We start from the raw sequence: 24,798 nt of genomic DNA, 5'->3' as shown, positions 1-24,798 counted from the left end.
ATGTAGCTCAATGATAAGTGCTTGACGAGACGTACGCTTATTCCCGACGTAGTTGACCGACAGTCGCTGAGTCTTGAGCGTTGCCGTAAAAGAGATAAGGATACCCCAATCTCTTTTTGTTATAGGAAATTTACTCCACCGTCACCGACTTGGCTAAATTGCGGGGCTTATCGACGTCGCAGCCGCGTTTGCAGGCGATGTAGTAGGCCAGCAGCTGGAGCGGGATGGTGCTGAGGATCGGCATGATGCAGCTGTGGGCCGTGGGGATGCGGATGATGTCGTCCGCCGCCGAGTCCGGGAAGTCCTTGCCCGCGCTGGTGATGGCGATCACACGGCCCTTGCGGGCGCGAGTCTCCTCGATGTTCGACATGACCTTTTTCAAGGTGTCACCATGCGGAGACAGGACAACGCTCGGGCACTGCTCGCTGATCAGGGCGATGGGGCCGTGCTTCATCTCGGCTGCCGGGTAGCCCTCAGCGTGGATGTAGGAAATTTCCTTGAGTTTGAGCGCCCCCTCCAGAGCGATCGGGAACATGCTCTGGCGGCCGAGGAAAAGGAAGTCCTGGAACTCGGCGTAGCGTTCGGCGATAGCCTTAATCTGGTCAGCCTGGTCGAGAATCTGGCTGATGAGGCCGGGTAGGGACTTGAAGGCCTTGACCATCTCGCGTCCGTCCCCGAAGGACAGGTCGCGCATGCGGCCCAGATAGAGCCCGAGCATGCCGGAGATGAGCAGCTGCGAGGTAAAGGCTTTGGTCGAGGCCACACCGATCTCGGGGCCGGAGTGCTGGTAAACGCCGCCGTCGGACTCGCGGGCGATGGTGGAGCCGACTCCATTGGTGATGCCCAGGACGCGGAAGCCCTTGCGTTGGGCCTCGCGGAGCGCCTCCAGCGTGTCAATCGTCTCGCCGCTCTGGCTGACCACGAAGAACAGCGCGTTCTTGTCCAGCGGGGCGTTACGGTAGCGGAACTCGCTGGCGTACTCGACCTCGACGGGGATGCGGGAGAAGCGCTCGATCAGGTACTCGGCCACGAGGCAGGCGTGCCAGGCGGTGCCGCAGCCGCAGAAGACGATACGGTCGACCTGGCGCCATTCGCGGGCGTCGAGATTGAGCCCCCCAAACTTGGCGGTGGACTCGTCGTCGGAGAAGCGGCCACGCATGGCGTTTTCGAGCGCCTGGGGCTGCTCGAAGATCTCCTTCTCCATGAAGTGCTTGTAGCTGCCCAGCTCGGCCTCTTCGATCTTCCAGTCGATCTGGTTGATGACGGGGCTGACCGTTTCCTCGGCAATGGTGGTGATGCTGAAGTCCTCGCGGCTGAGGTGGACGATCTGTCCGTCGTCGAGGTAGACGACGTTCTGGGTGCGCCCGACGAAGGCCGCCACATCGCTGGCAATGAGGTTCTCACCGTGGCCGACACCGATGCACAGCGGAGAGCCCTTGCGGGCACCCACGATCTCGTTGGGGAGGTCGGCGCAGATAACGGCGATGCCGTAGGTGCCCTCGACGTGGATCAAGCTCTGGCGGACGGCGCAGACCAGGCGGTTGCCGTTCTGGGCCGTTTCATCGAGGTTGTAGTAGTAGGCGATGAGGTTGGCCAGCACCTCGGAGTCCGTCTGGGAGCGGAAGGTCGCCCCTTCGCCTTCGAGGAAGGTGCGCAGGGCTTTGTAGTTTTCGATCACGCCGTTGTGCACAAGGGCGATCTTGCTGTCCCAGCTAAGGTGGGGGTGGGCGTTTTCGTCGGTCACGCCGCCGTGGGTGGCCCAGCGGGTGTGGCTGATGCCCATGCTGGCCTTGGAGGCATGCTTCTGGGCCAGCCCGGCAAGCACGGCTACCCGACCGGTCTTTTTGATGACTTCGATGCCGTTACCCTCTGCCAGGGCGATCCCTGAGGAGTCATAGCCCCGGTATTCGAGATGTTTTAGCCCTTCGACAAGGATGGAGCTGGCGGCATGCTTGCCGACATAACCTACGATTCCGCACATATTCTGAAAAGTTAAAGAGGAGGAGTGAGAGAATAACTCCCGGGAGTTTACCAACTGGGGTGATACTTTATTGGACTGCTCGACAAAAGAATCTGGAAATCGGCGTTTTTTTCAAGCAATTTGGCGGCAAGTCATTTTTAGAATGCCGGTTACGATCGACCGACTGTCTTGGAACATCTTCATCTCGAACCCCATCTCTTACCCTGTCATGAAAAGGAAAGTCATCTCTGTCATTATGGGCGGCGGCCGCGGCACTCGCCTCTATCCCCTCACGCAAGAGCGCTGTAAGCCGGCCGTACCGCTGGCGGGCAAGTACCGGCTGGTAGACATCCCGATCAGTAACTGCCTGAACTCCGGCTACAACCGGATTCACATCCTGACGCAGTTCAACACCGCTTCCCTGCACAACCACATCCAGTCCTCCTACCAATTCGACCCCTTCGGCGGTGGTTTTGTGGACATCCTTTCGGCTGAGCAGACCGAGCGCGGCGAAAACTGGTACCAGGGCACGGCGGACGCCGTGCGGCAGAACCTGCACCACTACGGCGCCAACGACGAAGACCTTTTCCTCATCCTCTCCGGTGACCAGCTCTACCGGATGGACCTGCGCAAGATCATCGAGCACCACCTGGAGACCAAGGCAGACGTGACCATCGCTGCCAAGCCCGTGCCGAAGCACGAGGTCACCGGTCTGGGCGTGATGAAGGTCAACGATGACTACACGATTGGCGAATTTGTGGAAAAGCCGAGCGATCCGGCCGTGGTCGATTCACTGCTGATCAGCGACAAGCTGCGTGAATCCCTGACCGAGTCCAAAGATATCGGCGACTGCTGCCTGGCCTCGATGGGGATCTACGTCTTCAGCAAGAAGGTCATGTACGAGGCCCTCAATACCGATCAGACCGACTTCGGTAAGGAGATCATCCCGAACATGCTCGGCAAGAAGAAGCTCGTGAGCTTCCTTTTCGACGGGTACTGGGAAGACATCGGGACCGTGCGCTCGTTCTTCGATGCGAACCTGGCACTGACCGACGACGTGCCCCCCTTCAACTTTTTCGATCCGGACAACTCTGTTTACTCGCGCGCCCGCTACCTGCCGGCCTCGAAGTTTAACAATTGCCATCTGGATCACGTCATCGCCGCCGGCGGTGGCCTGATTGACAAGGGCCGCATGAAGCGCGTCGTGATTGGCGTACGCTCTGTTGTCCGCGAGAACTGCGACCTGGAGAACGTCGTCATCATGGGTGCCGACTGGATGGAGTCTGCCGAGGATGCCAAGCGCTACCCGCTGCCCCTGGGCATCGGCCGCAACTGCAAGATCCGTAACGCCATCATCGACAAAAATGCACGCATCGGCGACAACGTCATCCTCGACCCTGCCGGTAAGCCTGACCAGTGGCAGGAGGGGGCCGTCTATGTGCGTGACGGGGTGCTCATCGTGACGAAAAAGGGAGTTGTCCCCAGCGGCACGGTTGTTCAACCTTAGGACATGCTCTCACTTATAGCGACTATCGCCCCTCCTTTTTCTTTTAACAATCTGCTCGGCCCGCTTATGGCGCTGGGTCTGTTCCTCGGTGCCCTGAAGGTTCTGGCCGTGATGGGCGTGCTGCGTCGTCACCTCCAGAAGGAAGAAGACAGCTTCCGCAAGAGTCATTTGCCGCGACAGGACAGCTGAGGCGGCAGTACCACCCCGCCAGAGCAGTTGTCGTGACGGGTGTGGACTGAGTGAGGGTAGATTCGTCCTAAAGCACTTGTCACAAGTGCGTTATTGCCGTATCTTTTTGTCATGACAGCCCATGCTGAAGTGTCATTCAGGCACCGCAATGAGGCTATTAACCTCAACGCCTTACTCCTATGAAGAAACTGCTCCTCTGTACTGATGGCTCTGCCTACTCTGGAACCGCTTGCCAATACGGCGCCTGGGTAGCTGGCCGCACGGGTGCTCACATTGATCTGCTCTATGTCTCCAACATGGCAGAGTACGAGGCACCCTTTCTGATGGATTTGGGAGGCAGCATTGGCGCTTCCCCGTACATCGGTATCGTCGATCAGCTCACCGAGATCGAAAAGGAAAAGGCCAAGATGATCGAGGAGTATGCGCTCCAGACCATTGAAAAGGCCGAGGTGTCGGTACCGGTCGTTTTCCACCACGACACCGGTACGCTTGTCGACTCGGTGGAGCAGTATTTGCCGGAGGAGGGTGGGCTGATCATCCTCGGTAAGCGCGGGATCAATGCCGAGACCGCGATGGAGCACCTTGGGCATGATATGGAGCGTGTCGTACGCTCCAGCAACATGCCCTGTCTGGTCACCAATCGCGTGTACCGGGATATCAAGCGCGTTGTTTTCGCCTATGACGGTGGCGAGAGCTGCCAGAAGGCGCTTGCCTGGATGTGCCGCAGCAAGCTCCTCAAGGGGCTCGATCTGCACCTGATCAGCGTCGGCGAAGGCCACGGTAAGGGTGAAGCCTCCAGCCGGGTGGCTGAGGCCGAGCCGAAGCTCCGTGAGGCTGGCCTGACGGTCACCTCTCAGGTCCTGACCGGCGATGTCGAGAACTCTATCGAGGGCTACGTGGTCGATAGTAAGGCTGACATGCTCGTGATGGGGGCCTACGGCCACAGCCGCATCCGCCAGCTGATTATCGGTAGCACGACCAGCGACCTCCTGCGCCGCTGCCGCGTGCCAGTCCTGCTCTTCCGCTAAGGCGGAGGGGCAAATCCTCAGGGCGGGCGCTGGAGCTTCACGGAGACAGGACACCGGGCTTGCTTCGCCCGGAGGTATGGTGTATCGGCATACCATGAAATTCCCCACCACTTTTCTGGCCCTGTGCCTTTCACTGGCTGCTCCAGCCTGGGCTCAGCAGGCGCCTGCATCGACAGCTGATAAAGCCCCAGTGGCGCAGACGGTTGCCCCTGAGGCGCTCGACCCTGTGCTGGTGACGTGGCTGGGTGAATATGGTGGCGTGTGTGCCTTTACCGATGATGCCAACAAGATGGTGGAGATGCCGATACGCATCGCGATCGTCAGCAACACCGGACCCTCGCATGTAGAGATCGAGTCCAATGATATCCGCGGGCCGCGTCTCATCATTGTTATTAACAGTCAGCTCTCCGGGGGAGACCGCATTAGCGTTACGCCGGAAACACTCAAGATGTCTCCCAAGTACGCCGATCCCGTCTCCATGGACTTGAAGCGCGTGACGGGCGGCTTTGGTGGCAACGAAGCCCTGATCGATGGCGAGGTAAAGGTCTATCAGGTCTCCCTCAACGCAGCCCCCCGGCCCGTGCGCACCTACCGCTTTCGTGTCGGCCCTGAGTGAGGATTTTGTAATTCTCGGGCCATGTGCCCCTGTCCCTGCCGGATCTATCGGTCTTTGATCGCTACGTAGGCGCCGAAGCAGGAGTTCTTGTGTAGGATGTCGATTTTAGAGAAGCCGACCTCGCGCATCAGCTCCAGTTGGAAGGTGAGGTCGCGGGGAGAGTCTTCCTGGTCGATGTAGGCGAAGACTTTGTCGCGGTACTCTTCGCCGCCCAGTGTACAGAGATACTCACCGTAGCGAGTCCACATGGCGGCGTGCACCTGCGGATCTTCGTGGAAAAACATATCGCTGACAAAGAGCGCGCCACCTGGGGCAAGCAGCTCGTAAATTTTCCTGAAACCCTGCCGCCAATCCTCCTCGTCGCGCAGGTGGTGCAGGACGGCGGCGGCCACGATCAGGTCGTAGTGCCCGGTCGGCAGGCTTAGCGCCCGGAAGTCCCCGCAAAAGGTGCGGACGGTGCCGCTTTTTTCTGCGTTTACCCGCTCGGCGGCGCGCTCCAGCATGTTCGCGCTCAGGTCGAGCAGGTCGCAGTCCAACCCTGGCAGTTGCCTCAGTATCTTGATGGTGTTGTTTCCCGCGCCACAGCCGATGTCCAGCAGGGTGCGTGCTTGCGGGACGACTTTCGGGGCTAGAGCGCTGATCAGCTCCAGCATGAGGGGTGCGTCTATCACGGCCTGCTGGCCGGTTTCGAGGTTGGAGAAGCGCTCCACGTCGGCGTCAAAGCGGGCCTGGATCTGTGCGTTGGAGGACTTTTTGTCGAGTGGGGTGCTCATGGTAGAGAGAGGGATTGGGGACTGCGCTGGGGTGGCCTTATGCCATTTCTAAAAAAGCATGGTGATATGATCCACAGATTTCACAGATGATAAACTCGCTTTCGTATTGAGGTCTTGCCTCCGTGTCTCTGTGCCTCTGTGTGAGACTCTTATCAAACTCGTTTGGAAGCGGCTTTGCTTCGGCGCCGTCGAGCGTAGAGCAGGATGCCCAGCCCGAAGACAAAGGTCAGGACCGAGTAAAAGGTGCCGCGGCTCAGGCCCATGATGAGAGTGATGTTCCCGCCGTCTGGCTCGCGGAACAACTCACAGAAGATCCGCCCCACTGCGTAGAGCATGAAGAACTCGCCCAGCAGCGAGCCAGCGGGGCGCTTCTTCGGGTTTGAGAGCCAGAAGCGCAGTTGCAGGTACACGAGCAGAAAAAGTCCTTCCAGGGCGGCCTCGTAGAGCTGCGAGGGATGCCGGGGCGGGATTTGCCAAAGCGGGACGCCCTCCATGCTTTTGGGAAAGATAAAGGCCCACGGGACATCGGTGATCTTGCCCCACAGCTCGCCGTTGATGAAGTTCGCCAGCCGTCCGAAGAGAATACCCGCCGGGGCCAGGGTGACGGTGATGTCCGCGATAAAGCGAAAGCTCTGCTTCACACGCCGGGCATAGAGTAGCACGGCCAGGTAGATGCCGACAAAGCCGCCATGGCTGGCCATCCCGCCGTCCCAGACCTTGAAGAACAGTAGCGGGTTGCGGAAGAACTCGCCCGGCACATACAGCAGCATGTAGCCGAGCCGCCCGCCCACCAGCGTGCCGATGATGAGGTACGTCATCAGGCTCATCTGCTGGTCCGGATTCAGCGGTGAGCGCCCGCGCTTGTAGTACAGGCGCAGCAGAAGCGCTCCCACGATGAAGCCCATCACATAGGCCAGTCCATACCAGCGAATGCCCGGTACCGGCATCCACTCCGGGAAGCGGATCAGAAACGGATCAAAGTCGCAGACCGGGTATTGCAGCTGAGGCTCCATAAAGCCAACCACCCTGACGCCCCGGCCACGACTCGTCCACCTCTTTTAGCGCAGAGATTACGGGGCGGGATAACGGCTGGTTCACGCGTCGCTCTAGTTCGCCTGCGGCTTCTCGGCGGAAGGCTCGCCCGGTTTTTCGGTCGATGCGCTACCGTTGGCATGCTCCGACTCGCTGTGGCCGTTACCGTTTTCGGCTTCCTCGTCCTCGTGGCGCTGGCGGGCGAATTCGCGCATGTCCACGGCTACGTCGTCCTTTTCAAAGATTTCCTGCCCGAGGATGTGCTCGATGATGTCCTCCATCGTGATCACCCCGGCGGTCGATCCGAACTCGTCCACCACCACGGCAAGCTGCTGGTGGCTGGTGAGGAATTTCTCCAGGGCGTGAGCGCCGCTGGCGTTTTCCTGGACAAAGATCGTGTCGTGCATGATCGACGAAAGCGTCTTGCCGTCCTCGTCGTTGGCCTTGGCCTTGAGGAGGTCGCGGCGGCGCACGAGGCCGACGATGTTGTCGATGTTACCCTCGTAGACGGGCATGCGGGCAAAGGGGATGTTCGGGTACTCGGTAAAGACCTCGCCCACGGTTTCGTCCTGATCGAAGGCCAGCACGACGGTGCGCGGGGTCATCTCCTCGTTGACACGGATCTCGTCCAGCTTGAGGGCGTTGGAGATGATCATGCTCTCGTCCTCGGTCAGCGAGCCCTCCTTGGCGCTCTTTTCGGCCAGCAGGCGGATTTCCTCGTCACCGATTTCCTCCACGTTCTTGCGGCCGGCGATGATCAGGATGAACCAGCTGCACAGGCCGGAGATGGGCCGCATGACCACGCGCACGATGTGCAGCGGCATAATCATATGGGGCTGCATGGACGGGCGGTAGAGCACCCCGAGGTTTTTCGGGAGGATCTCCGAGAGCAGCAGGATGCCTAGCGTCATCGACAGGGGGACGATATACTTGGCGACCGAGCTGTCACTACCCCACAGGTCGGCAGCGAGCACGCCGGAGACGGTTGCTCCCAGGGTATTGGCCACGGTGTTCAGGGAGAGAATCGCCGAGGAGGTCTCCTCGATGTTCGCCTTGAACTTCTCAAGCATGTCGCCCTTACGCCGGTTACGGGTCTTGAGCGTCTCAACTTCCGCCGCAGTGGTACTGAGGATCATAGCCTCCAGCAGCGAGCAGAAGGCGGAAATGCCGAGCGTGAAGATGACTGCAATCCAGAACGCAATCATCGGTGGGAAGCCGCCTCCTGGCGGCTACTAGGAGAAGAGTCGTCGTCGTCCATAACGGGCGATGAGGCAATCGGGGCGCACCGTTGCGTCGCCAGCCTGCGTAGGCTGGCTTCCAGTGAGGAACCGGTTTTGCATCTTCATCATGGTGGCAGAGCTCGAATTCAGAATTATTTCAAAACGTTTTACTCAAGCAAGTGATAGTTAAGTAAGCGTCCTGTTCGTGGACAAGCAAACCATTTTATTCCCTTAGTTTTACAAATCCTTAGTAGTTAAAAGCCTTGACCGCCTTTGAGCTAGAGTCGTACCATTCCTAATCCTGATACCCTCATCATGTTGAAAAAAGTTAAGCTGCTTGTTCCCGCCCTCCTCCTTTCCTCAGTTATTACCGGCTGCACCAGTTTGGAGCAGGGATCCCCAGAAACCGTTGAAGTTCAGACCGTTCCGGCTGGCGCTGACGTATACGTGAATGGAGATAAGGTGGGGCAGACCCCCTACCAGCTTTCTCTTGGCAGTCGTGTGACGACTCGCGTTCGCGTCGAAAAAGACGGCTACCGCTCGAAGACGGTTATGGTGTCTCCCAAGGATAACGCCAACTCCCAGGACGTGGTGAAGTTTGGCCCGCTTTATGAGCTCGGTTACTACCAGGACCTGACCCCGAATCCCATCGACGTGGATCTGGTCCCGAACGAGGTCCCGACCTCCCGCAGTGGTGACCAATACGCCGAGATGGCCCGCCTGATCACCGAGATCGATCAGCAGCGCGAAAATGGCCAGATCAGCCCCGCCGAGCACAAATACAAGATGGATAGACTTTTGGAATATTACACGAATTAAGGTTGTTGCTTGTTGTTATACCCCCCTGCGAAGCCCGTGTCCCAGTGACCGGGCTTCGCTCTTTTTACGGGTACGAGAGCCGCTGGGCCGATGAAGTATCCTTTTCTTTGCCCCCGCTGATTTTTTGCCTTTTCACACGGGCGGCGTATCGCCACGCTTGCTGCCATGAGTGAGATCCCCGGCGAACTGAAGTATACCGAAGACCATGAATGGATCCTGCTGAAGGACGATGGTACGGCCCTGATCGGCATCACCGATCACGCGCAGGAAAGCCTCGGGGACATCACCTTCGTGGACCTGCCCCAAGTCGGGGACAGCTTCGCCCAGGGCGAGACCTTTGGTGCGGTTGAGTCCGTCAAGGCCGCCTCGGATCTGTATATGCCGGTTTCCGGTGAGGTCGTGGAGACCAATGCCGATCTCGACGGCACGCCCGAGTCCGTCAACAACGACCCTTATGGCGCCGCCTGGATGATCAAGGTCAAGGTCTCCGACCCGGCCGAGCTGGACAAGCTCCTCGACGCCGCCGCCTACGCCGACGTCTTGTAAGGGCCGGGACGCGGTCCTGGAGCTGTGGTCCCTCGGATCGCTGCGGCAACTGCTTGGAGCAGTGCTGGGTGACCCCTGCCCAAACAAATTTCGCTTACGAGCTCTAAAGCGAAAAGAGAGCAGATACGCAGTACCGTATAGGCAGCGTAGCCCCTTAACGTCCAGTACCTGCACACACGGGGCAGCAACTGGAAGGAGCGATGGGGCAGGCGCCCCCCATTATTGCCAGCGGGTGCAACCCGCCTTAGGCCTTCTTGGCGCGCTTGCGGCGGGGCTTCTTCTGTCCAGCGGTGCTCAGGTAGGTTTTTTCACCGATGAGCTGCGTGTAGAGGTTGAGCATGCGCATGCCCTCTCGCGGCTTGACCTGGTCGTTGCGGGTGGCCCGGTCGATCTGCTTCTTCATCTGGCGAATGAGGTCCGAGCCCTTGTGCTGGATAAAGCCCAGAACCTCGTCCGTGGTAAAGCCGCTGATCGTCTCCTCGATGTAGTAGCCATCGTCCTCGTCGTCTTCGAGGAAGACGTGGACCTCGTTGACGCGGCCAAAGAGGTTGTGCAGGTCCCCCATGATGTCCTGATAGGCGCCGACGAGGAAGATGCCCAGATAGTAGGGCTTACCGGGGGTGAGCGGATGTAGACGCAGAGACTGCTTGACGTCTTCGAGGTCGATAAACTGGCTGACCTTGCCGTCGGAGTCGCAGGTGATGTCCACGAGCGTGGCCTCGACATTGGGCTCCTCATCGAGCCGGTGAATCGGCGCGATGGGGAAGAGCTGGTCCAGCGCCCAGTGGTCCAGCAGGGACTGGAAGACGGAGAAGTTGCACACGTACTGGTCGGCGAGGGTCGGGCTCAGCTCGGCCAGGTCGTCAGGCACGTAGCCGCGCACATTGCTGGCCGCTTGTAGGCGACGGCAGATTTCCCAGTAAAGCCGCTCGGTCTCGGCCCGGCTCTCGAGGTCGAGGTAGCCGAGGCTGAAGAGGGACTGGGCCTCCTCCTTTTTCTGCTGGGCGTCATGGAAGCGCTCCAGCGGGGTCCAGTGCTCATCGCCGTTGAGGATCTCCCGTAAGTCTTTGAGCACCTGAGGCTCCTTGCGCTTGCGCCGGGTGGTGGGCGCCGGGGCCGGTTCATCGTTTTTAGCGATGCTGTCTACGACCTCAACGACGAGGATCGAGTGCAGGGCGACAAGGGCGCGGCCGCTCTCGGTCACGATGTCGGGCGGGGGCACGTCGGCACTTTCGCACACGCTCTTGATATTGAAGACCATGTCGCGGGCGTACTCCTGGAGGGAGTAATTGGCCGAACTGTCGAAATTACTGCGGGAGCCGTCGTAGTCGATGCCGAGCCCGCCGCCGCAGTCGAGGTACTTCATGGGCAGGCCCATCTTGTGCAGCTCGCAGTAGTAGCGGGCGGCCTCAACGACGGCCTTTTTCAGGGTAATGATGCTCGGCACTTGGGAGCCGATATGGAAGTGGACGAGCTGGACGGCGTCCTTCAGCCCTGCGCGGCGAAGTTTTTTGACCACGGAGACAATCTCCGGGGCGGATAGGCCGAACTTGGCGTGGTCGCCGCTGGAGGTTGACCAACGGCCCTCGCCGGTGGTGCTGAGCTTGAGGCGCAGACCGATGATGGGGGTGACCTGCATCTCCTTGGCCACCTGGATGATCATGTCCGCCTCAGAGGGCTGCTCGATGACGATGACGACCTTCTTGCCCAGGCGCGTCCCCAGCATGGCCAGACGGATGTAGTCGGGGTCCTTGTAGCCGTTGCAGACGAGGAGGGCGTTCTTGGTCTGAAGCATGGCCAGAGCGATGAGCAGCTCGGGCTTACTCCCGGCCTCCAGGCCAAACTGCCAGGGCTTGCCCGCGTCGAGGATCTCGTCCACGACCTCGCGCAGCTGGTTGACCTTGATGGGGAAGACTCCCTGATAGTGACCGGGGTACTGCTCGGCCTCGACGGCGGCAGCAAAGGCTTCGTTCAGCTCGACCACGCGCTTGCGCAGCAGGTCCTGCACGCGGATGGTCAGGGGAGCGTTGAGACCGCTTTGGCGGGCCTCCTCCACCACATCCATGATGCGGATTTTTTGGGAGTCGGCCATCGGGTGCACACAGAGTGCCCCGTCGGGATCGACGGAAAAGTGTCCCTTTCCCCAGCGTGAAAAGCCGTAGTAGGCGTCGGCCGCGGAGGCCGACCAGTTGTCCTGCTCGCCGTTTTGCAAGCCCTTCCGCTAGTGAAAAAGTTCCGGCAAATCAAGGCCGCAGGCGAGAGAATCTTGAACTCCCGTCTCCGAGGGACTGCTCAAGGCCGCTTGGGACGGGGGTTGATTGAGGCAGGGTGGGGGCTGACAATCCGCTTGCCTTTTAAGAGGTGCTGCTCTTACCTCGACGGTTTTCCCACATTAATATCATGAGCCTACTAGCATTTTTCACCGCCCTTGCCCAGGATGCCCCCGCCGGTCAGCCCGGTGGCGGTAGCAGTTTCTTTATCGTCATTATCCTGATGTTCGCCGGGATGTACTTCCTGGTTATCGCGCCGCAGCGCAAGAAGCAGAAGGAACACCAGAAGAAGATCGAGTCTCTCAAGGCTGGTGACCGCATCGTGACCAACGGCGGCCTCTTCGCCACCGTGACCAGCGTCAAGAGCGACCGTCTGATCATCAAGCTCGTTGACGGTACCAAGGCCGAACTGGCCAAAAACTTTGTCGCCAGCGTAGTCCAGGGGGACAGCGACGCCAAGGACCTCCAGCCGGCTCCGACTGAGCCCGCCAAGTAAACGCTTTGCCCACGCCTCTCCCATGAAAAGTTCCATTATCTGGAAACTGATCCTTAGTGTTGTCATCGTCGGTTGGGCCGTGCTCAACCTGCTGCCGATGGAGAACGAGGATTTCGACACGTTCATCCAGACCCGCGCGACCGCCCATCAGGACGAGTACCAGGCCTTCCTCGACCGTGCTGAAGGGCGCGTTGACGACGGCACACCGCTGTTCCTGGCTATCAAGCAGCAGGCCGATGAGGAAAACCTGGACCTGTACCACGAGTTCTTCCCGGATGTGGATCTGGTGTACGTCAAGAACCAGGAAAAGCGCAACAACGTCATCATGAACGTCCTCTATGAGGAGTCGCGCGGCAAGCTCCACCTCGGCCTCGACCTCGCCGGTGGTGTGGCCTTTACCCTCAAGCTTAAGGATACCCCCGAGAACGCCGCCGCTGCCAAGGTTCAGCTCAAGGAGGCGGTCGAGATCATTCAGAGCCGTATCAACGGCCTGGGTGTGGCCGAGCCGGTCATCCGTGAGGTCGGTAACAACCAGATCGAAGTCCAGCTGCCCGGTCTCGACCTGGAGAAGAACCCCGAAGCCGCCGACAAGCTCAAGAAGCCCGCGCACCTGGAGTTCCGCCTCGTCCATCGCGATCTCGTCCCCGGCCCCGGCGTGACGACCCCTGTCGGCTATGAGGCCATGATCCTCGAAGACGAGGACGACAAGGGCAACATCGTCGAGCGCCCCTACTTTGTAAAAATCATCCCCGAAGCCACCGGTGATATTGTCGATCGGGCTTACCCGACGACCGGTATGTACGGTGGCTTCGAGATCGGGCTCAACTTCACCAGCGAGGGCGGAGAAGCCTTCGCGGACATGACCCGCAAGATCGCTGCCGAGGACAAAGCCCGCAACGCTCTGGGCTCGGGTAAGATGGCTATCGTGCTCGACGGTAAGCTGTACAGTGCTCTGGGTCTGAACAACGGTGAGCCTATCACCGGCGGCAGCGCCCGCATTACCGGACGCTTTTCTCAGATCGAGGCCGAGGAGCTGGCCAATGTCCTCAACAACCCGCTCAAGTTCGAGCTGGAAGTCGGCGAAAAATACGTGATCAGCCCGACGCTGGCCAGCGATGCTCGCACCGCCTCTATCGAGGCCTGCCTGCTCGGTGCCGGTCTGGTTGTGGCCTTCATGATTTTCTATTACCTGCTGGCAGGTGTGGTCTCCGTGGCCTCCGTTGGCCTGTCTGTGGTTGTGGTGCTGGGTGTGCTCATGAGTGTGGGCGGTACCCTGACCCTGCCCGGTATTGCGGCCCTCGTGTTGACCATCGGTATGGCCGTGGACGCGAACATCCTCATCTTCGAGCGTATGCGTGAGGAGCTGACCGCGGGCAAGAACCCGAAGAACGCCCTGCGCGGCGGCTACGAAAAGGCTTTCTCCACCATCGTTGACGCCAACATCACCACCCTCATCACCGCCGGTATCCTCATCTGGCTCGGTGCCGGTCCGGTCAAGGGCTTCGGGGTGACGCTGGCCATCGGTATTGGCGCCTCCATGTTTGGTGCGCTGGTTATCAGCCGTTTCCTGCTGGAGATCCTCGTCAGCGTCGGCCTGCTGAAGCGCATTTCGCTTTTCGGCTTCCTCAACAAGGCCAAGTTCAACTTCCTGCGTGTGCGCCGCCCGGCCTTTATCTGCTCCTGGTGCATTGTCGCGCTGGGTATCTTCGCCGTGGCCACCCACATGAACCACATCCTCGGGATCGACTTCCGCGGGGGCGTGGAGATCACGATGGACTTTGACTCTGCTCACCGGCCGAGCATCGCTGAGATCGATAGCCTCGCTGAAGCCAACGATCTGGGCGAGATCCAGGCTGGCTTCCAGAGCATCATCGGGACCAGCAATGAGCGGCTCAAGCTGCAGATCGACACCGCCGAAGGCCGTGCCGAGCAGGTTGTAGCCGCCCTCCAGCAGGCCTTTCCCGACTCGCAGTTGACCAAGCTCAGTGAAAGCGCCGTGGGCGCGACGGTGAGCGACTCGATCACCCGCAATGCCTTCCTCTCGGTGGCCGTGGCTCTGGTCGGTATCCTCCTTTACGTGGCCCTGCGCTTCGAGTTTGGCTACGGGATCGGTGCCGTGGTGGCCACCGTGCACGACGTGCTCATGTCCATCGGCCTCTTTGTCGTGGTCGGGCAGTACTTCGGGATTGGCAGTGGCCAGTTCACCGCTCCGATGGTGGCCGCGATCCTCATGATCGTCGGTTACTCGATCAATGACACCATCGTCGTGTTCGACCGTATCCGTGAGGAGCTCGATCTGAACCCCGATATGAACCTCTTTGACACGGTCAACCTCGCGATCAACCGCACGCTCTCGCGTACGCTGCTGACCTCGCTGACCACCCTCATGGCCGCGATTGCACTGTACATCTTTGGGGCAGGCGTGGTGATCGACTTCGCGTTGATCTTCATCATCGGCATCCTCACCGGTACCTTCTCGTCCATCTTTATCGCCAGCCCGGTATTCTTCTGGTGGCATAAGGGTAGCCGTCAGCACGTGACCGAGCGCCACCTCACGCGCCCGACCTACGAGTGGGAAACCACCACCCGCCGTGCGCGCGACGCCGGTCCGGACAAGGCCTGATCTGTGCCGCTCATGCGCTGGACCCATACCCCGCCTCCGGACTCCGCCGTACAGGCGTTGCGCTCGGAGCTGGGGCTGGACAGCGTGCTGGCCGAGCTCCTGGCAGCCCGACTGCCTGAGCCCGGCCCGGCTGCGGCCTTCCTCGACCCACGCCTGAAGCACCTCAAGAATCCCTTCGAGCTGAGCTTCGTCTCAGAGGCCGTTGAGCGTCTGCTCACGGCCCTGCGCTCAGGGGAGGATGTCCTCGTCATCGGAGACTATGACGTGGACGGCATGACCAGCACAGCGCTGCTGGTGAGCCTGCTGCGGTACTTTGGCGGAGATCCTGTCTACCAGGTCCCCCGACGGCTGGAGGAAGGCTACGGGCTCAGTGACAACATGCTGGACCGCGTGCTGGCCGGAAATCCCCCTGACCTGCTCGTGGCGCTGGACTGCGGTACAAACTCCGTGGCCGAGGTCGCCCGCCTGCGTGAACGCGGGATCGACGTCATCATCGTGGATCACCACGAGTCCAAGGAGGCACTCCCCGCCGACTGCCTGCTTATCAACCCGAAGCTTTATCCCGGTCCCGGTGACGAGCAGGCCCGCGACCTGTGTACGGCGGGGCTGGTTTTCAAGCTCGTGCACGCGCTGATCATGCGCCTGCGCCAGCTCGACGACCCGCGCGCCTACGACCTCAAGCTCAAGCACTGGCTCGATCTCGTCGCGCTCGGCACTATCGCCGACCTCGTCCCTCTGCGCGGAGAGAATCGCATCCTGGCCCGTGAGGGACTGCGCCAGCTTGTCGAGGGGCGTCGTCCCGGACTGGCCGCGCTGCTGGAGGTCTCCGGTCTCGGCAGGGACCATCCGCTTTGCGCCGCTGACATCGCCTTCCGCCTTGGCCCGCGCCTCAACGCCGGAGGCCGTCTGGCCGATGCCGCCCTGCCGGTGGAACTCCTTTTGTGCGACAAGAAAAGCCGCGCCCTAGCCGCCGCCGCTGAGCTGGATGCGCTCAACCGTGAGCGTCAGTCCATCGAGCGCGGTGTCTTCGACGCTGCGGTGGCGGACTTTGACGATGACCATGCGCCTGACGCGCTCGTCGCCGCTGGCACCGACTGGCACCCCGGCGTCGTCGGGATCGTAGCTGGGCGGCTCGCCCGGCGCTTTTACCGCCCTGCTATCGTGCTGACGCGCGATGGCGACCTGCTGCGCGGCTCAGGCCGCAGTATCCCCGAGGTGGACCTGCAGGAGGTGCTGCACGGCTGCGACGGGCTGCTGGCCGAGTGGGGCGGGCACCGCATGGCCGTGGGGGTTGCCCTGCCGGTTGACCGGTTGGAGGAGTTTCGCGCTGCCTTCACCGAGGGGGTCGCCAAGTTCTTTGCCGACACGCCTCCCGAGCCCAGCCTGAAAATCGATACCTGGGTCAAGGCCGGGGACCTCGGCGAACGCCTGCTCGCCCAGCTCGACGAGCTTCGTCCCTACGGTCAGGAAAACCCGGAGCCCGTGCTCGGCATCAAAAGGGTCATGCTCGCCCGCGCCCCGGAGGTGTTTGCCCAGAAGCACCTGCGCTTTGACTTAAAAGGCGCGCATGGCCGCCGTGTGCAGGGGATCGCCTGGAACGGTGCCTCCAACCCGCCACCCGCCGGTGAACCGATCGACCTCGCCGTCCGCTTCACCTGGAACGTCTGGAACGGCCGCCGCACCCCCCGCCTGGAGCTGGTGGACTGGGCGGGTTGCACCCGCGGGCATTGAGGGGCTGCGCCCCTACGCGGCCAGAAAGGCCGCTACCCCAGCATCGTGGTTTTGTTTATTTCTGGGCTTGTGCAGCCCAGGCCCGCGGCAAGCGAAGCTTGCATTTTCGATGCTACGCATCGTGTCAGCGATTACTGAAGACAGCTTTGCTGTCTTCAGTAATCGCTGAGCAGAGCATCCAAACTGGGTCGCCACCTTTGGGCGAGGAGACTTCGACATGTTGAAAAGGCTTGTGGGCGTTTGGTATAACCAGCACCATCACGGTACGGTGAAGATTACACACACTCGAAGGTGGCTCCTGGCTACGTGTCTAGTCATTGTCACGTTGGCTGTTGCCTGGCAAATCAGACGTCACTGGTTCGCTCCTTCTGCGGGTGTCTTGCTGGGCGAAGTCCCAAGCATAGACATGATTGAGCGCGATCAGAGTGTAAAAGGTTTTCTGGAGTCCATTCGTGTGCTTAATGATGCGACTCCCAACGAAAAGGATCTATCCGCCCTGCGCTACATTGTTATGCAGGCCTACGCCTTCCAGCAGGGGATAGACGGAAAGGATGATGCGGATGTATTGCTGTCGGCGAACTGCGACCTGATGGTTGCGTTGAGCAAGGCTGACCCGGCGGTAGCAGACTTGAGACGGACGGCAACTGGTGATGTCGTCTCTCTACGGGAACTCAACGCGCTCTGCTATGGCGATGCTATGCAATGAGCACAGTAAGCCAAGTCAGGCTTAATTCACCTTACAGAAACCGGGGCAGCGAGCCTTAGCGAGCGATGGGGCAGAGCCCCATCAATGCCAGCGGGTGCAACCCGCCTAGCCGTCGATCTTTTCGGACAGGTAGTTGAACAGCTCGTCTTCGGAGAGGCGGATCTGCTCGGTGGTGTCGCGGTCGCGGATGGTGACGCCGGCGTCCTTCTCGATGGTATCGAAGTCCACCGTGATGCAGAAGGGGGTGCCGATCTCGTCCTGGCGGCGGTAGCGGCGGCCGATGGCCCCGGAGACGTCCCAGAAGACCGTCCAGCGCTTTTGCAGGCGCTCGTAGAGCTTGCGGGCGCGCTCGACCAGCTCGGGCTTGTTCTTCACCAGCGGGAAGACAGCGGCCTTGTACGGGGCGATGCGCGGGTGGAACTTCATCACGCTGCGCTTTTCGGGCGTGCCCTTGTCGTTGGGGATTTCGTCCTCGCAGTAGGCGGCCGAGAGCACGGCCAGGAAGGTCCGGTCCACGCCGAGCGAAGGCTCGATCACGTGTGGGATGTACTTCTGCTTCTGCTGCTCGTCAAAGTACTCCATGGACTTACCGGAGTGCTCCTGATGCTGCGTGAGGTCAAAGTTACCGCGGCAGGCGATGCCCCACAGCTCCTGCACCCCGTGTGGGAAGCGGAAGGTGAGGTCGGTCGTGCCCTTGGAGTAGTGGGAAAGCTTGTGGGCGGGGTGGACGTCCTCGCCGATGCCCTCGCGGGGCAGGCCGATGGAGACGAGCCAGTCGATGCACTTGTCGATCCATTCGCGGTGCAGGGTCTGCCAGTCGGCGTCGGGCTGGATGAAGTATTCGATCTCCATCTGCTCGAATTCGCGCGAGCGGAAGAGGAAGTTACGCGGCGTGATCTCGTTGCGGAAGGCCTTGCCGACCTGAGCGATCCCGAAGGGCACCTTGACGCGGCCGGTGTCTACGACGTTGCGGTAGTTGCTAAAAATCCCCTGGGCGGTCTCGGGGCGCAGGTAGGCGGTGGCGGACTTGTCCGCGAGCGGGCCGACCTTGGTCTCGAACATCAGGTTGAAGTCGCGCGGCTCGGTCAGCGTGCCCGCCTCGGTGGCCTCAGGGCCATAGGCAGCGGTGCGCTGCTCCTCGGTGGACTCGGTAAACTCGATGATGGCGGCGCCTTCGGTGGGCTCACCGCGGACCTTGCCGCCGGCCTGCTTGCCGAGGAGCTTGGCGACCTTGGCGGCGCGCTCGGCCAGAGCGGTATCCATGTCGTCAGCTTCCACGACCACGACATTATAGGTCATGGCTTCGCCTTCGCCGTCGGGGGTAAAGGTGAAGCTCTGGAAAAAGAGCTGGTCGGCGCGGTAGCGCAGCTTGGTCTCCTTACAGTCGACCATGGGGTCGGAGAAGCCGCCGACGTGGCCGGAGGCGACCCAGATCTTCGGGTGCATGATGATGGAGGAGTCGAGGCCGACGATGTCGTCGCGGCGGTGCACGAAGTCACTCCACCAGGCATTCTTGATGTTGTTTTTGACCTCCACGCCCAGCGGGCCGAAGTCGAAAAAGCCGTTGTAGCCGCCGTAGATATCCGAAGACGGGAAAACGAAACCGCGCCGTTTGCACAGGGCGATCAGGGTGTCCATGGTGGGGGTGGAGGCGTTGTCGCTGGCCATAAGGGATCCAGCATGAAAGCCGAGCGGGCTTGGTCAAGCTTCATCAGGCCAGTGTTTGCGGCAGATGCCCGTCGTTTTATTTCGGGACATTGTGCAAGTGCAGATGATTTTTCTTCTGGCTCTTTGCCCGTGTATTAATTTATTAGGCATACCAAGCCCCTCGTTTGGGCCGACCCGCTGCTTTCGTTCAAAACCTGTAACCTCTTGTCCGGAAGCAGCCAACATACCTGTCTTCATGCCAAGTGGTCCCGGATACGAAACGCTCCGCTCCCTGGCGGACCGTCTGGATATCGCTATTGCCGTTGTTCGTAACCCCGTCGAAACGCCGGGGGAGGTTACTGTCGAGTATGTCAATCCGGCCTGGGAGCATCTGAGTGGTTATGGCCGGGCGCAGGTGCAGGCAGCCTTTGATCTGGGCGAGTCCCGCCCCGCTACCTTTGGGGTCTTGGCGGATCTGGTGGTGGCAGGCCGCTCCGAGGCTTGCGAAATGTCTTTCTCCCGCGCGGATGGCCGGGAGTTCTGGGCTGGGGTAGAGGTCCTCGCGCCGGAAGCTGCTACTGGCGAGTGTGTCCTTATCCTGAAAGATATCTCCGGCCAGCGGACTGAGCAGGCCCAGCGCGAACTGGATCGCGAGAAGCTCGCTGTCACGCTCAGCTCCATTGGCGAGGGGGTCATCACTACGGATGTGAAGGGCGCTATCGATTATGTGAACCGCGAGGGGGAGCGCCTCATCGGGCAGCGGCTGGAGGATGTGGCCGGGCAGCCTCTACGGGAGATTTTTCACCTGCTGGATGCTGAGTCAAAGGCGGAGAGCCCCCTGCCGCTGGAGCGGGTCTTCCGCAGCGGCCAGGCGGTTGGCCCCCTGGCAGATCGGCATCTGGTGACGGCTGATGGGATCGAGCGTAAGATCAACTTCCTGCTCTCCCCGATTTTAGACGCCCAGGACAGGCTGACCGGCTGCGTATTGGTCTTTTCCGACATCACCAATCAGGTGCGGCTGGAGCGCGAGCTTCAGAAAAACCAGCGTATGGAGTCGATCGCGCTCCTGTCCGGTGGGATCGCGCACGATTTTAATAACATCCTGACCGGTATCCTCGGTAATATCTCTCTGGCAAGAAACCGCTGCGAGCCCCAGGACCAGCTTTTTACGATTCTCAAGGCCGCTGAAAAAGCCGCCTTGCGGGCGCGTGACCTGACACATCAGCTCATGACCTTCTCTAAGGGCGGTGTGCCGGTCAAGAACCGCACCTGCCTGCACGAGCTCATCCGTGAGTCATCAGGGTTCGTGCTGAGCGGCTCGAATTGCCGCTGCCAGCTCAGTGTCCCCGAGGACCTGTGGGCGGTCGAGGTGGATGAGGGCCAGATCGCGCAGGTTTTGAATAACCTGCTCATCAATGCCACCCAGGCGATGAAGAAGGGCGGCCGTATCGAGATTCAGGCGGAGAATGCCGAGTTGGGGGCCGAGCCGTCGATCCCGTTGGAGCCCGGTTTTTACGTAAGAGTCTCCGTGTCCGATAATGGCCCCGGTATCCCGCCTGAGCATCTGGCTCGGATTTTCGACCCTTATTTTACCACGAAAAAGACGGGCTCCGGGCTGGGGCTGGCCACCAGCTACTCCATCGTCAAAAACCATGATGGGCATATCATGGTGGACTCCGAGCCCGGCGTGGGGACGACCTTCATCTTGTATCTGCCCGGGCTGCCCAGTGCCTCAGTGCAGGCGCGCGAGCCGGAGCAGAAGCTCTACCATGGCAAGGGCCGGATCCTGCTCATGGATGATGAGCAGATGATTCGCCAGATCGCCGGCGACATGTTGACCCACCTGGGCTACGAGGTGGCGTTTGCTGCGGACGGGGACGAGGCGATCCGCCTCTATGAAGAGGCGGAGGCCCGCGAAAACTCCTACGACGTGCTGATCGCGGACTTGACCGTGCCGGGTGGTCTTGGCGCAGTCGAGGCTGCCGAGAGGCTGCGCTCAAGTTACCCTGACATCAAATGCATCGTCACCAGTGGCTATACGAATAACCCCGTCTTGCTCAATCCTGCGCAGTACGGCTTTCAGGCCACGATCCAGAAGCCCTATACGATTCAGCAGCTCAGCTGGGTCATCCGCAGTGTCATCGCCCCCGAATCTGCTCCTGCCGGTGGAAATTAAAAGACTGGCGAAAGATCGCAGGAAAATTTAACCTTGAAGTGTTACCTAATTTTACGTCAACTGACCCTTCACTCTAAGTACATGAAAAAGTCTTCTGCTTCCCTTCTCGTTGGTATTACCGCCCTTGCCGCTATGGTTTTCGCTGGCTGCAGCAATGTGCCGGATGGTGTCCATCCCGCCTATGTGCGTGCAAATCAGGATTTTGACGCTTTCGGTCTGGTCAGCTATTCGCCCGGCTCGTACAAAAAGCTCAAGGACGACAACATCAACGTCCACACCGACCAGCTCTACCCGACCAAGAACGTATCCGGCGACAATCTGTCCCTGCTCTGGGGCACGATCGTCGTAGCCGACTACTAATCCCGGCCCCAGGGGCCAATCGGGTTTCATAATGGGCGACGGTAACGCCAATGTCGCCCGCTACCTGACGCTAGCTGCTCAGGCCAGCCCGGATGCACCCGCCCTTAAGCTGCCGCTGCGCAGCCAGGGAGAGTTGTCGTACGAGGCGATATCGTTTAAGCGCCTTGAAGCCAGCGCATGCGCCGCAGCCGCTTATTGTGAAAAGCACGGTATCCGCCGGGGGACGCGTGTGTTACTCATGGTCAAACCCGGCTTTGACCTGATTCTGTCGGTCTTCGCACTTTTTAAGGTCGGGGCCGTTCCGGTCGTGATCGATCCGGGGATGGGGTGGAAGCACTTCCGCTCCTGTGTGCGGCAAAGCCGCCCCGAAGCCTTGATGGGTATCCCCGCCGCCACCTGGCTCTCCCCGCTCCTGCTAAGGGGCTGCCGCTTCCGGCATAAGCTGACAGTCGGCTCCCGTCGCTGGCGCGCCTGCCTGGCTCAGAGTGCTGAGCAGTCTGCCCCTGCGAGTCGTCCTCCGACCGACTTCGCGGTCGCCAGCCCTACGGACTTAGCGGCCATCCTTTTTACCTCCGGCTCGACTGGTCCGGCCAAGGGCGTGCGCTACGAGCACGGGATGTTCGAGGCGCAGGTGCGTCTGCTCAAGGAGCGCTACCAGGTTGAGCCCGGCGAGGTGGACCTGACCTTGCTGCCGGTTTTCGCTTTGTTCAACCCGGCGCTGGGCATGACCACGGTGGTCCCCGAGATGGACCCCTCAAAACCGGCTGCCGCTGATCCCGCTAAAATCGTGGAAGCGATCCAGAAGGCCGGGGTCACGAACAGCTTTGGCTCGCCCGCCCTGTGGAGCCTGATTGCCCGCTACTGCGAGCGCGAGGGGAAGACCCTGCCGTCCGTCCGGCGTATTCAGATGGCGGGCGCACCCGTCCCGCCAGGTCTGATCCGGCGTATGAAGCCCCTCCTGCCCGCTGGCGAGATCAACACCCCCTATGGCGCGACCGAGGCGCTGCCCGTCGCCAGCATCTGTGGGCGCGAGATATTGGAGCAGACGCAGCCGCTTACCGATGAGGGGCGCGGCACCTGCGTGGGTACGGCTTTTCCAGAGATGACGGTCCGGATCATTCGCCTGACGGACGCTCCCTTACGTGAAATGGCTGACGATCTGTGTGTGCCGGTCGGTGAGATTGGCGAGATCACTGTCTGCGGCCCCACAGTGACCAAGAGCTACGAAGCCCGCCCCGAGGCCACCGCTGCCGCCAAACTCTCTGATTCCGCTGACCCGTCCAGGATCTGGCATCGCATGGGCGATCTGGGGTATCTCGACGAGCACGGGCGGCTTTGGTTCTGTGGCCGTAAGGCCGAGCGTGTCCAGACGCCCGAAGGCGACCTCTACACCGATTGCTGCGAAGCGATTTTTAACCGACACCCGGATGTTTACCGCAGTGCCCTGATCGGCCTCGGGAAACCCGGCCACCAGACCCCGGCTATCGTGATCGAGCCTGACCCGGGCAAGCTCCCCACGAGCCCGAGTGCTCGGACAGCTTTTGAAAAAGAGATGCTCGCGGTTGCCGCTTCTCACCCGCTCACGCAGCGCATCGGGCGGGTCTTTATCGAGGCGGGTCTGCCGGTGGATGTGCGCCACAACGCCAAGATCCACCGCCTCGCCCTGGGGCGGAAGTTTACTCGCGCTCAGGGGTAAATTTAATATCCATCGCCAGGCGCTTCATCAGCTCCACAGGGATGGTGGGAAGCTCCTCGCCACTGACCGGATAGCGCTGTGAGAAGGCCTGCAGCAGGACCTTGTCGGTGAACAACGTGAGCATTGAGCCCGCATAGACTGTCTCATTGAAAGCCTTGCCGGTTTTGTAGTCATAGAGTTTGTCCCAGGTCAGAAAGCAGTAGCTGGGCTGGATGCCCTGTTCGGACAAGTGTTTGCCGACCCCCTCTCCCAAGTCGATTTCCTGTACATGGCTCGGGTCTTTGACTCCGGTCAAAAGCATCGACATGGTCTTTAGGGTTTCAGGAGTCAGTTCATCTCTGTTAACGCCTTCGGCGCCATCCTTTGCAAAAGGTATCAAGGAGATCAAAATCGGCTCCTCGCCCTCGTAGGTTAGCGTAACCGCCAAGGCCTTGGCGTTCGGATCGCTTTTTATTTCACTGATGTCTACTGCAGCTTTGTTGTCGCTCAAGCGATAGCCATAGCCCAATTCCTGGTCGGCGAGCAGCCGCGAGCCGGGGATTACCAGCAAGAGTAGGAGCAGAATATGGCTAACGTAACGCGTATATCCCTTCATGATGGGGTACCTTATATGAACCTTATCCCACCGGAGTCTATGTCGAAGTAAAGTCGCCACAGAGATGCGGAGAACAAAGAGAAAAACTCCGCACCTCTGTGGCCCATCTATCTGCTGGAAATGGATGAGTCCGGCTATCCTCTCTGACTAGGATGATTCAGTGCCTTTGTCGGGCGTTGGGCTCGAGTACTCGAGGTTCATTGCGAGCTGTTTCATCAGCTCGGCCGGTGTGGTGCCGGAGGGTTTGCGGGCGCCCGGATAGGGGCTGTAGACCGCCTGTAGGATGGCCTTATCCGTCAGGATAAACATCACCGCATCGCTGTACTCCGAGGCATTATCTGAAGACGCGGTGAGGCTGGCCCCTGCCAGATAGCAGTGGGGTCTGCTCATGCCCTGACTGGTGCAGTGCTGGTCGATCTTCTGGCCCAGAGCCTGATCTTTGAGGCTGTCGGTATCGGTGGTGCCGGTGAGGCTCATGGCGATGCGCTCCTGCACGGCCTGTGTGAAGCGCTCGCGGTTAAAGGTCGCCTTACCCTGCTCTCCAAAGGGGATGATCGTGAGCAGGATTTCCTCCTCGCCGGGGAAGCGTACGGCTCCGCTCTCGCATTCGCCGAGCTGGCCGATGTTGTTCATGTGGACGCTGGCGTCGTTATCGCTCAGTGAAAAGCCCTCGGCCAGTGCCTGATCGGCGTGGAGAGAGGTGAGGCTGAGGGCCAGCACGCACGCGGACGTACTGAGTACAGATGATAAATTCATGGTGCGGTACGGGTTCTGTGATGGGTGCCCACCTGTGCTGAGATTGCGACAC

The 24,798-nt window shown here is 60.4% G+C and carries 21 protein-coding genes; 13 read left to right on the top strand and 8 right to left on the bottom strand.

Features of this window, described 5'->3' with window-relative positions; genetic code table 11:
- Nucleotides 1-130: 130 nt before the first annotated feature.
- Nucleotides 131-1,981, bottom strand: a complete 1,851-nt coding sequence (glmS, locus tag K0V07_RS03345; protein ID WP_220623121.1) for a glutamine--fructose-6-phosphate transaminase (isomerizing) — start codon at nucleotides 1,979-1,981, stop codon at nucleotides 131-133.
- A gap of 208 nt (nucleotides 1,982-2,189) precedes the next feature.
- On the opposite strand from glmS, the gene K0V07_RS03340 reads away from it, so the two are divergent.
- The 4 genes from K0V07_RS03340 (at nucleotide 2,190) to K0V07_RS03325 (ending at nucleotide 5,300) form a co-directional block, all read left to right on the top strand.
- Nucleotides 2,190-3,467: a glucose-1-phosphate adenylyltransferase gene (locus K0V07_RS03340; protein ID WP_255568114.1), complete on the top strand. Its 1,278-nt coding sequence runs from the start codon at nucleotides 2,190-2,192 to the stop codon at nucleotides 3,465-3,467.
- Nucleotides 3,468-3,470: 3 nt separating this feature from the next.
- Complete coding sequence (locus tag K0V07_RS03335) at nucleotides 3,471-3,656, top strand: hypothetical protein (RefSeq protein WP_220623119.1); 186 nt, start codon at nucleotides 3,471-3,473, stop codon at nucleotides 3,654-3,656.
- A gap of 179 nt (nucleotides 3,657-3,835) precedes the next feature.
- The gene (locus tag K0V07_RS03330; protein WP_220623118.1) at nucleotides 3,836-4,684 is read left to right on the top strand and encodes a universal stress protein; all 849 of its coding nucleotides are present in this window, start codon (nucleotides 3,836-3,838) and stop codon (nucleotides 4,682-4,684) included.
- Between the two features lie 94 nt (nucleotides 4,685-4,778).
- Nucleotides 4,779-5,300, top strand: coding sequence for a hypothetical protein (locus K0V07_RS03325; protein WP_220623117.1), 522 nt, complete (start codon nucleotides 4,779-4,781; stop codon nucleotides 5,298-5,300).
- A gap of 44 nt (nucleotides 5,301-5,344) precedes the next feature.
- Here the strand turns inward: K0V07_RS03325 and K0V07_RS03320 are convergent, their stop codons facing one another.
- The 3 genes from K0V07_RS03320 to K0V07_RS03310 form a co-directional block, all read right to left on the bottom strand.
- The gene (locus K0V07_RS03320; RefSeq protein ID WP_220623116.1) at nucleotides 5,345-6,073 is read right to left on the bottom strand and encodes a class I SAM-dependent methyltransferase; all 729 of its coding nucleotides are present in this window, start codon (nucleotides 6,071-6,073) and stop codon (nucleotides 5,345-5,347) included.
- 152 nt (nucleotides 6,074-6,225) lie between these two features.
- Complete coding sequence (gene lgt / locus K0V07_RS03315; RefSeq protein WP_220623115.1) at nucleotides 6,226-7,086, bottom strand: prolipoprotein diacylglyceryl transferase; 861 nt, start codon at nucleotides 7,084-7,086, stop codon at nucleotides 6,226-6,228.
- Nucleotides 7,087-7,179: 93 nt separating this feature from the next.
- Nucleotides 7,180-8,310 carry a hemolysin family protein gene (locus K0V07_RS03310; RefSeq protein ID WP_220623114.1) on the bottom strand — a complete coding sequence of 377 codons (1,131 nt, stop codon included), beginning with the start codon at nucleotides 8,308-8,310 and terminating at the stop codon, nucleotides 7,180-7,182.
- A 330-nt stretch (nucleotides 8,311-8,640) separates the two neighbouring features.
- Here K0V07_RS03310 and K0V07_RS03305 point away from each other — a divergent pair, with 330 nt between their 5' ends.
- On the top strand, nucleotides 8,641-9,144 hold the full coding sequence (locus K0V07_RS03305) for a PEGA domain-containing protein (protein WP_220623113.1): 504 nt from the start codon (nucleotides 8,641-8,643) through the stop codon (nucleotides 9,142-9,144).
- Nucleotides 9,145-9,309: 165 nt separating this feature from the next.
- Nucleotides 9,310-9,690: a glycine cleavage system protein GcvH gene (gene gcvH, locus K0V07_RS03300; RefSeq protein ID WP_220623112.1), complete on the top strand. Its 381-nt coding sequence runs from the start codon at nucleotides 9,310-9,312 to the stop codon at nucleotides 9,688-9,690.
- Nucleotides 9,691-9,934: 244 nt separating this feature from the next.
- On the opposite strand, the gene speA is transcribed toward gcvH, so the two are convergent.
- Nucleotides 9,935-11,902, bottom strand: a complete 1,968-nt coding sequence (speA, locus tag K0V07_RS03295; protein ID WP_220623111.1) for a biosynthetic arginine decarboxylase — start codon at nucleotides 11,900-11,902, stop codon at nucleotides 9,935-9,937.
- A 188-nt stretch (nucleotides 11,903-12,090) separates the two neighbouring features.
- Between speA and yajC the strand changes: the two genes are divergently transcribed.
- The 4 genes from yajC to K0V07_RS03275 all read left to right on the top strand — a co-directional run bounded on the left by yajC (nucleotide 12,091) and on the right by K0V07_RS03275 (nucleotide 17,516).
- Complete coding sequence (gene yajC, locus K0V07_RS03290; RefSeq protein WP_220623110.1) at nucleotides 12,091-12,456, top strand: preprotein translocase subunit YajC; 366 nt, start codon at nucleotides 12,091-12,093, stop codon at nucleotides 12,454-12,456.
- 22 nt (nucleotides 12,457-12,478) lie between these two features.
- Nucleotides 12,479-15,079, top strand: a complete 2,601-nt coding sequence (gene secD / locus K0V07_RS03285) for a protein translocase subunit SecD (protein ID WP_220623109.1) — start codon at nucleotides 12,479-12,481, stop codon at nucleotides 15,077-15,079.
- A gap of 12 nt (nucleotides 15,080-15,091) precedes the next feature.
- Nucleotides 15,092-16,810, top strand: a complete 1,719-nt coding sequence (gene recJ, locus K0V07_RS03280; protein ID WP_220623108.1) for a single-stranded-DNA-specific exonuclease RecJ — start codon at nucleotides 15,092-15,094, stop codon at nucleotides 16,808-16,810.
- 406 nt (nucleotides 16,811-17,216) lie between these two features.
- Nucleotides 17,217-17,516, top strand: a complete 300-nt coding sequence (locus tag K0V07_RS03275) for a hypothetical protein (protein WP_220623107.1) — start codon at nucleotides 17,217-17,219, stop codon at nucleotides 17,514-17,516.
- Between the two features lie 105 nt (nucleotides 17,517-17,621).
- Here K0V07_RS03275 and K0V07_RS03270 read toward each other — a convergent pair whose 3' ends face one another.
- The gene (locus K0V07_RS03270; protein WP_220623106.1) at nucleotides 17,622-19,184 is read right to left on the bottom strand and encodes a glycine--tRNA ligase; all 1,563 of its coding nucleotides are present in this window, start codon (nucleotides 19,182-19,184) and stop codon (nucleotides 17,622-17,624) included.
- Nucleotides 19,185-19,419: 235 nt separating this feature from the next.
- On the opposite strand from K0V07_RS03270, the gene K0V07_RS03265 reads away from it, so the two are divergent.
- The 3 genes from K0V07_RS03265 to K0V07_RS03255 all read left to right on the top strand — a co-directional run bounded on the left by K0V07_RS03265 (nucleotide 19,420) and on the right by K0V07_RS03255 (nucleotide 23,395).
- Nucleotides 19,420-21,339 carry a PAS domain-containing sensor histidine kinase gene (locus tag K0V07_RS03265; protein WP_220623105.1) on the top strand — a complete coding sequence of 640 codons (1,920 nt, stop codon included), beginning with the start codon at nucleotides 19,420-19,422 and terminating at the stop codon, nucleotides 21,337-21,339.
- Nucleotides 21,340-21,420: 81 nt separating this feature from the next.
- Nucleotides 21,421-21,699, top strand: coding sequence for a hypothetical protein (locus tag K0V07_RS03260; RefSeq protein ID WP_220623104.1), 279 nt, complete (start codon nucleotides 21,421-21,423; stop codon nucleotides 21,697-21,699).
- Between the two features lie 31 nt (nucleotides 21,700-21,730).
- A complete protein-coding gene (locus tag K0V07_RS03255; RefSeq protein WP_220623103.1) occupies nucleotides 21,731-23,395 on the top strand; it encodes a fatty acid CoA ligase family protein in 1,665 nt (554 codons plus the stop codon).
- On the opposite strand, the gene K0V07_RS03250 is transcribed toward K0V07_RS03255, so the two are convergent.
- Nucleotides 23,376-23,990, bottom strand: coding sequence for a hypothetical protein (locus K0V07_RS03250; RefSeq protein ID WP_220623102.1), 615 nt, complete (start codon nucleotides 23,988-23,990; stop codon nucleotides 23,376-23,378). The two genes, K0V07_RS03255 and K0V07_RS03250, sit on opposite strands and share 20 nt — an antisense overlap.
- A 147-nt stretch (nucleotides 23,991-24,137) precedes the next feature.
- Complete coding sequence (locus K0V07_RS03245) at nucleotides 24,138-24,746, bottom strand: hypothetical protein (RefSeq protein ID WP_220623101.1); 609 nt, start codon at nucleotides 24,744-24,746, stop codon at nucleotides 24,138-24,140.
- Nucleotides 24,747-24,798: the final 52 nt, after the last annotated feature.

The sequence above is a fragment of the Ruficoccus sp. ZRK36 genome (genome assembly GCF_019603315.1).
GTDB lineage: Bacteria > Verrucomicrobiota > Verrucomicrobiia > Opitutales > Cerasicoccaceae > Ruficoccus.
Note: the sequence above shows the minus strand (reverse complement) of the source record. Positions and strands in the feature narration are given on the sequence as shown.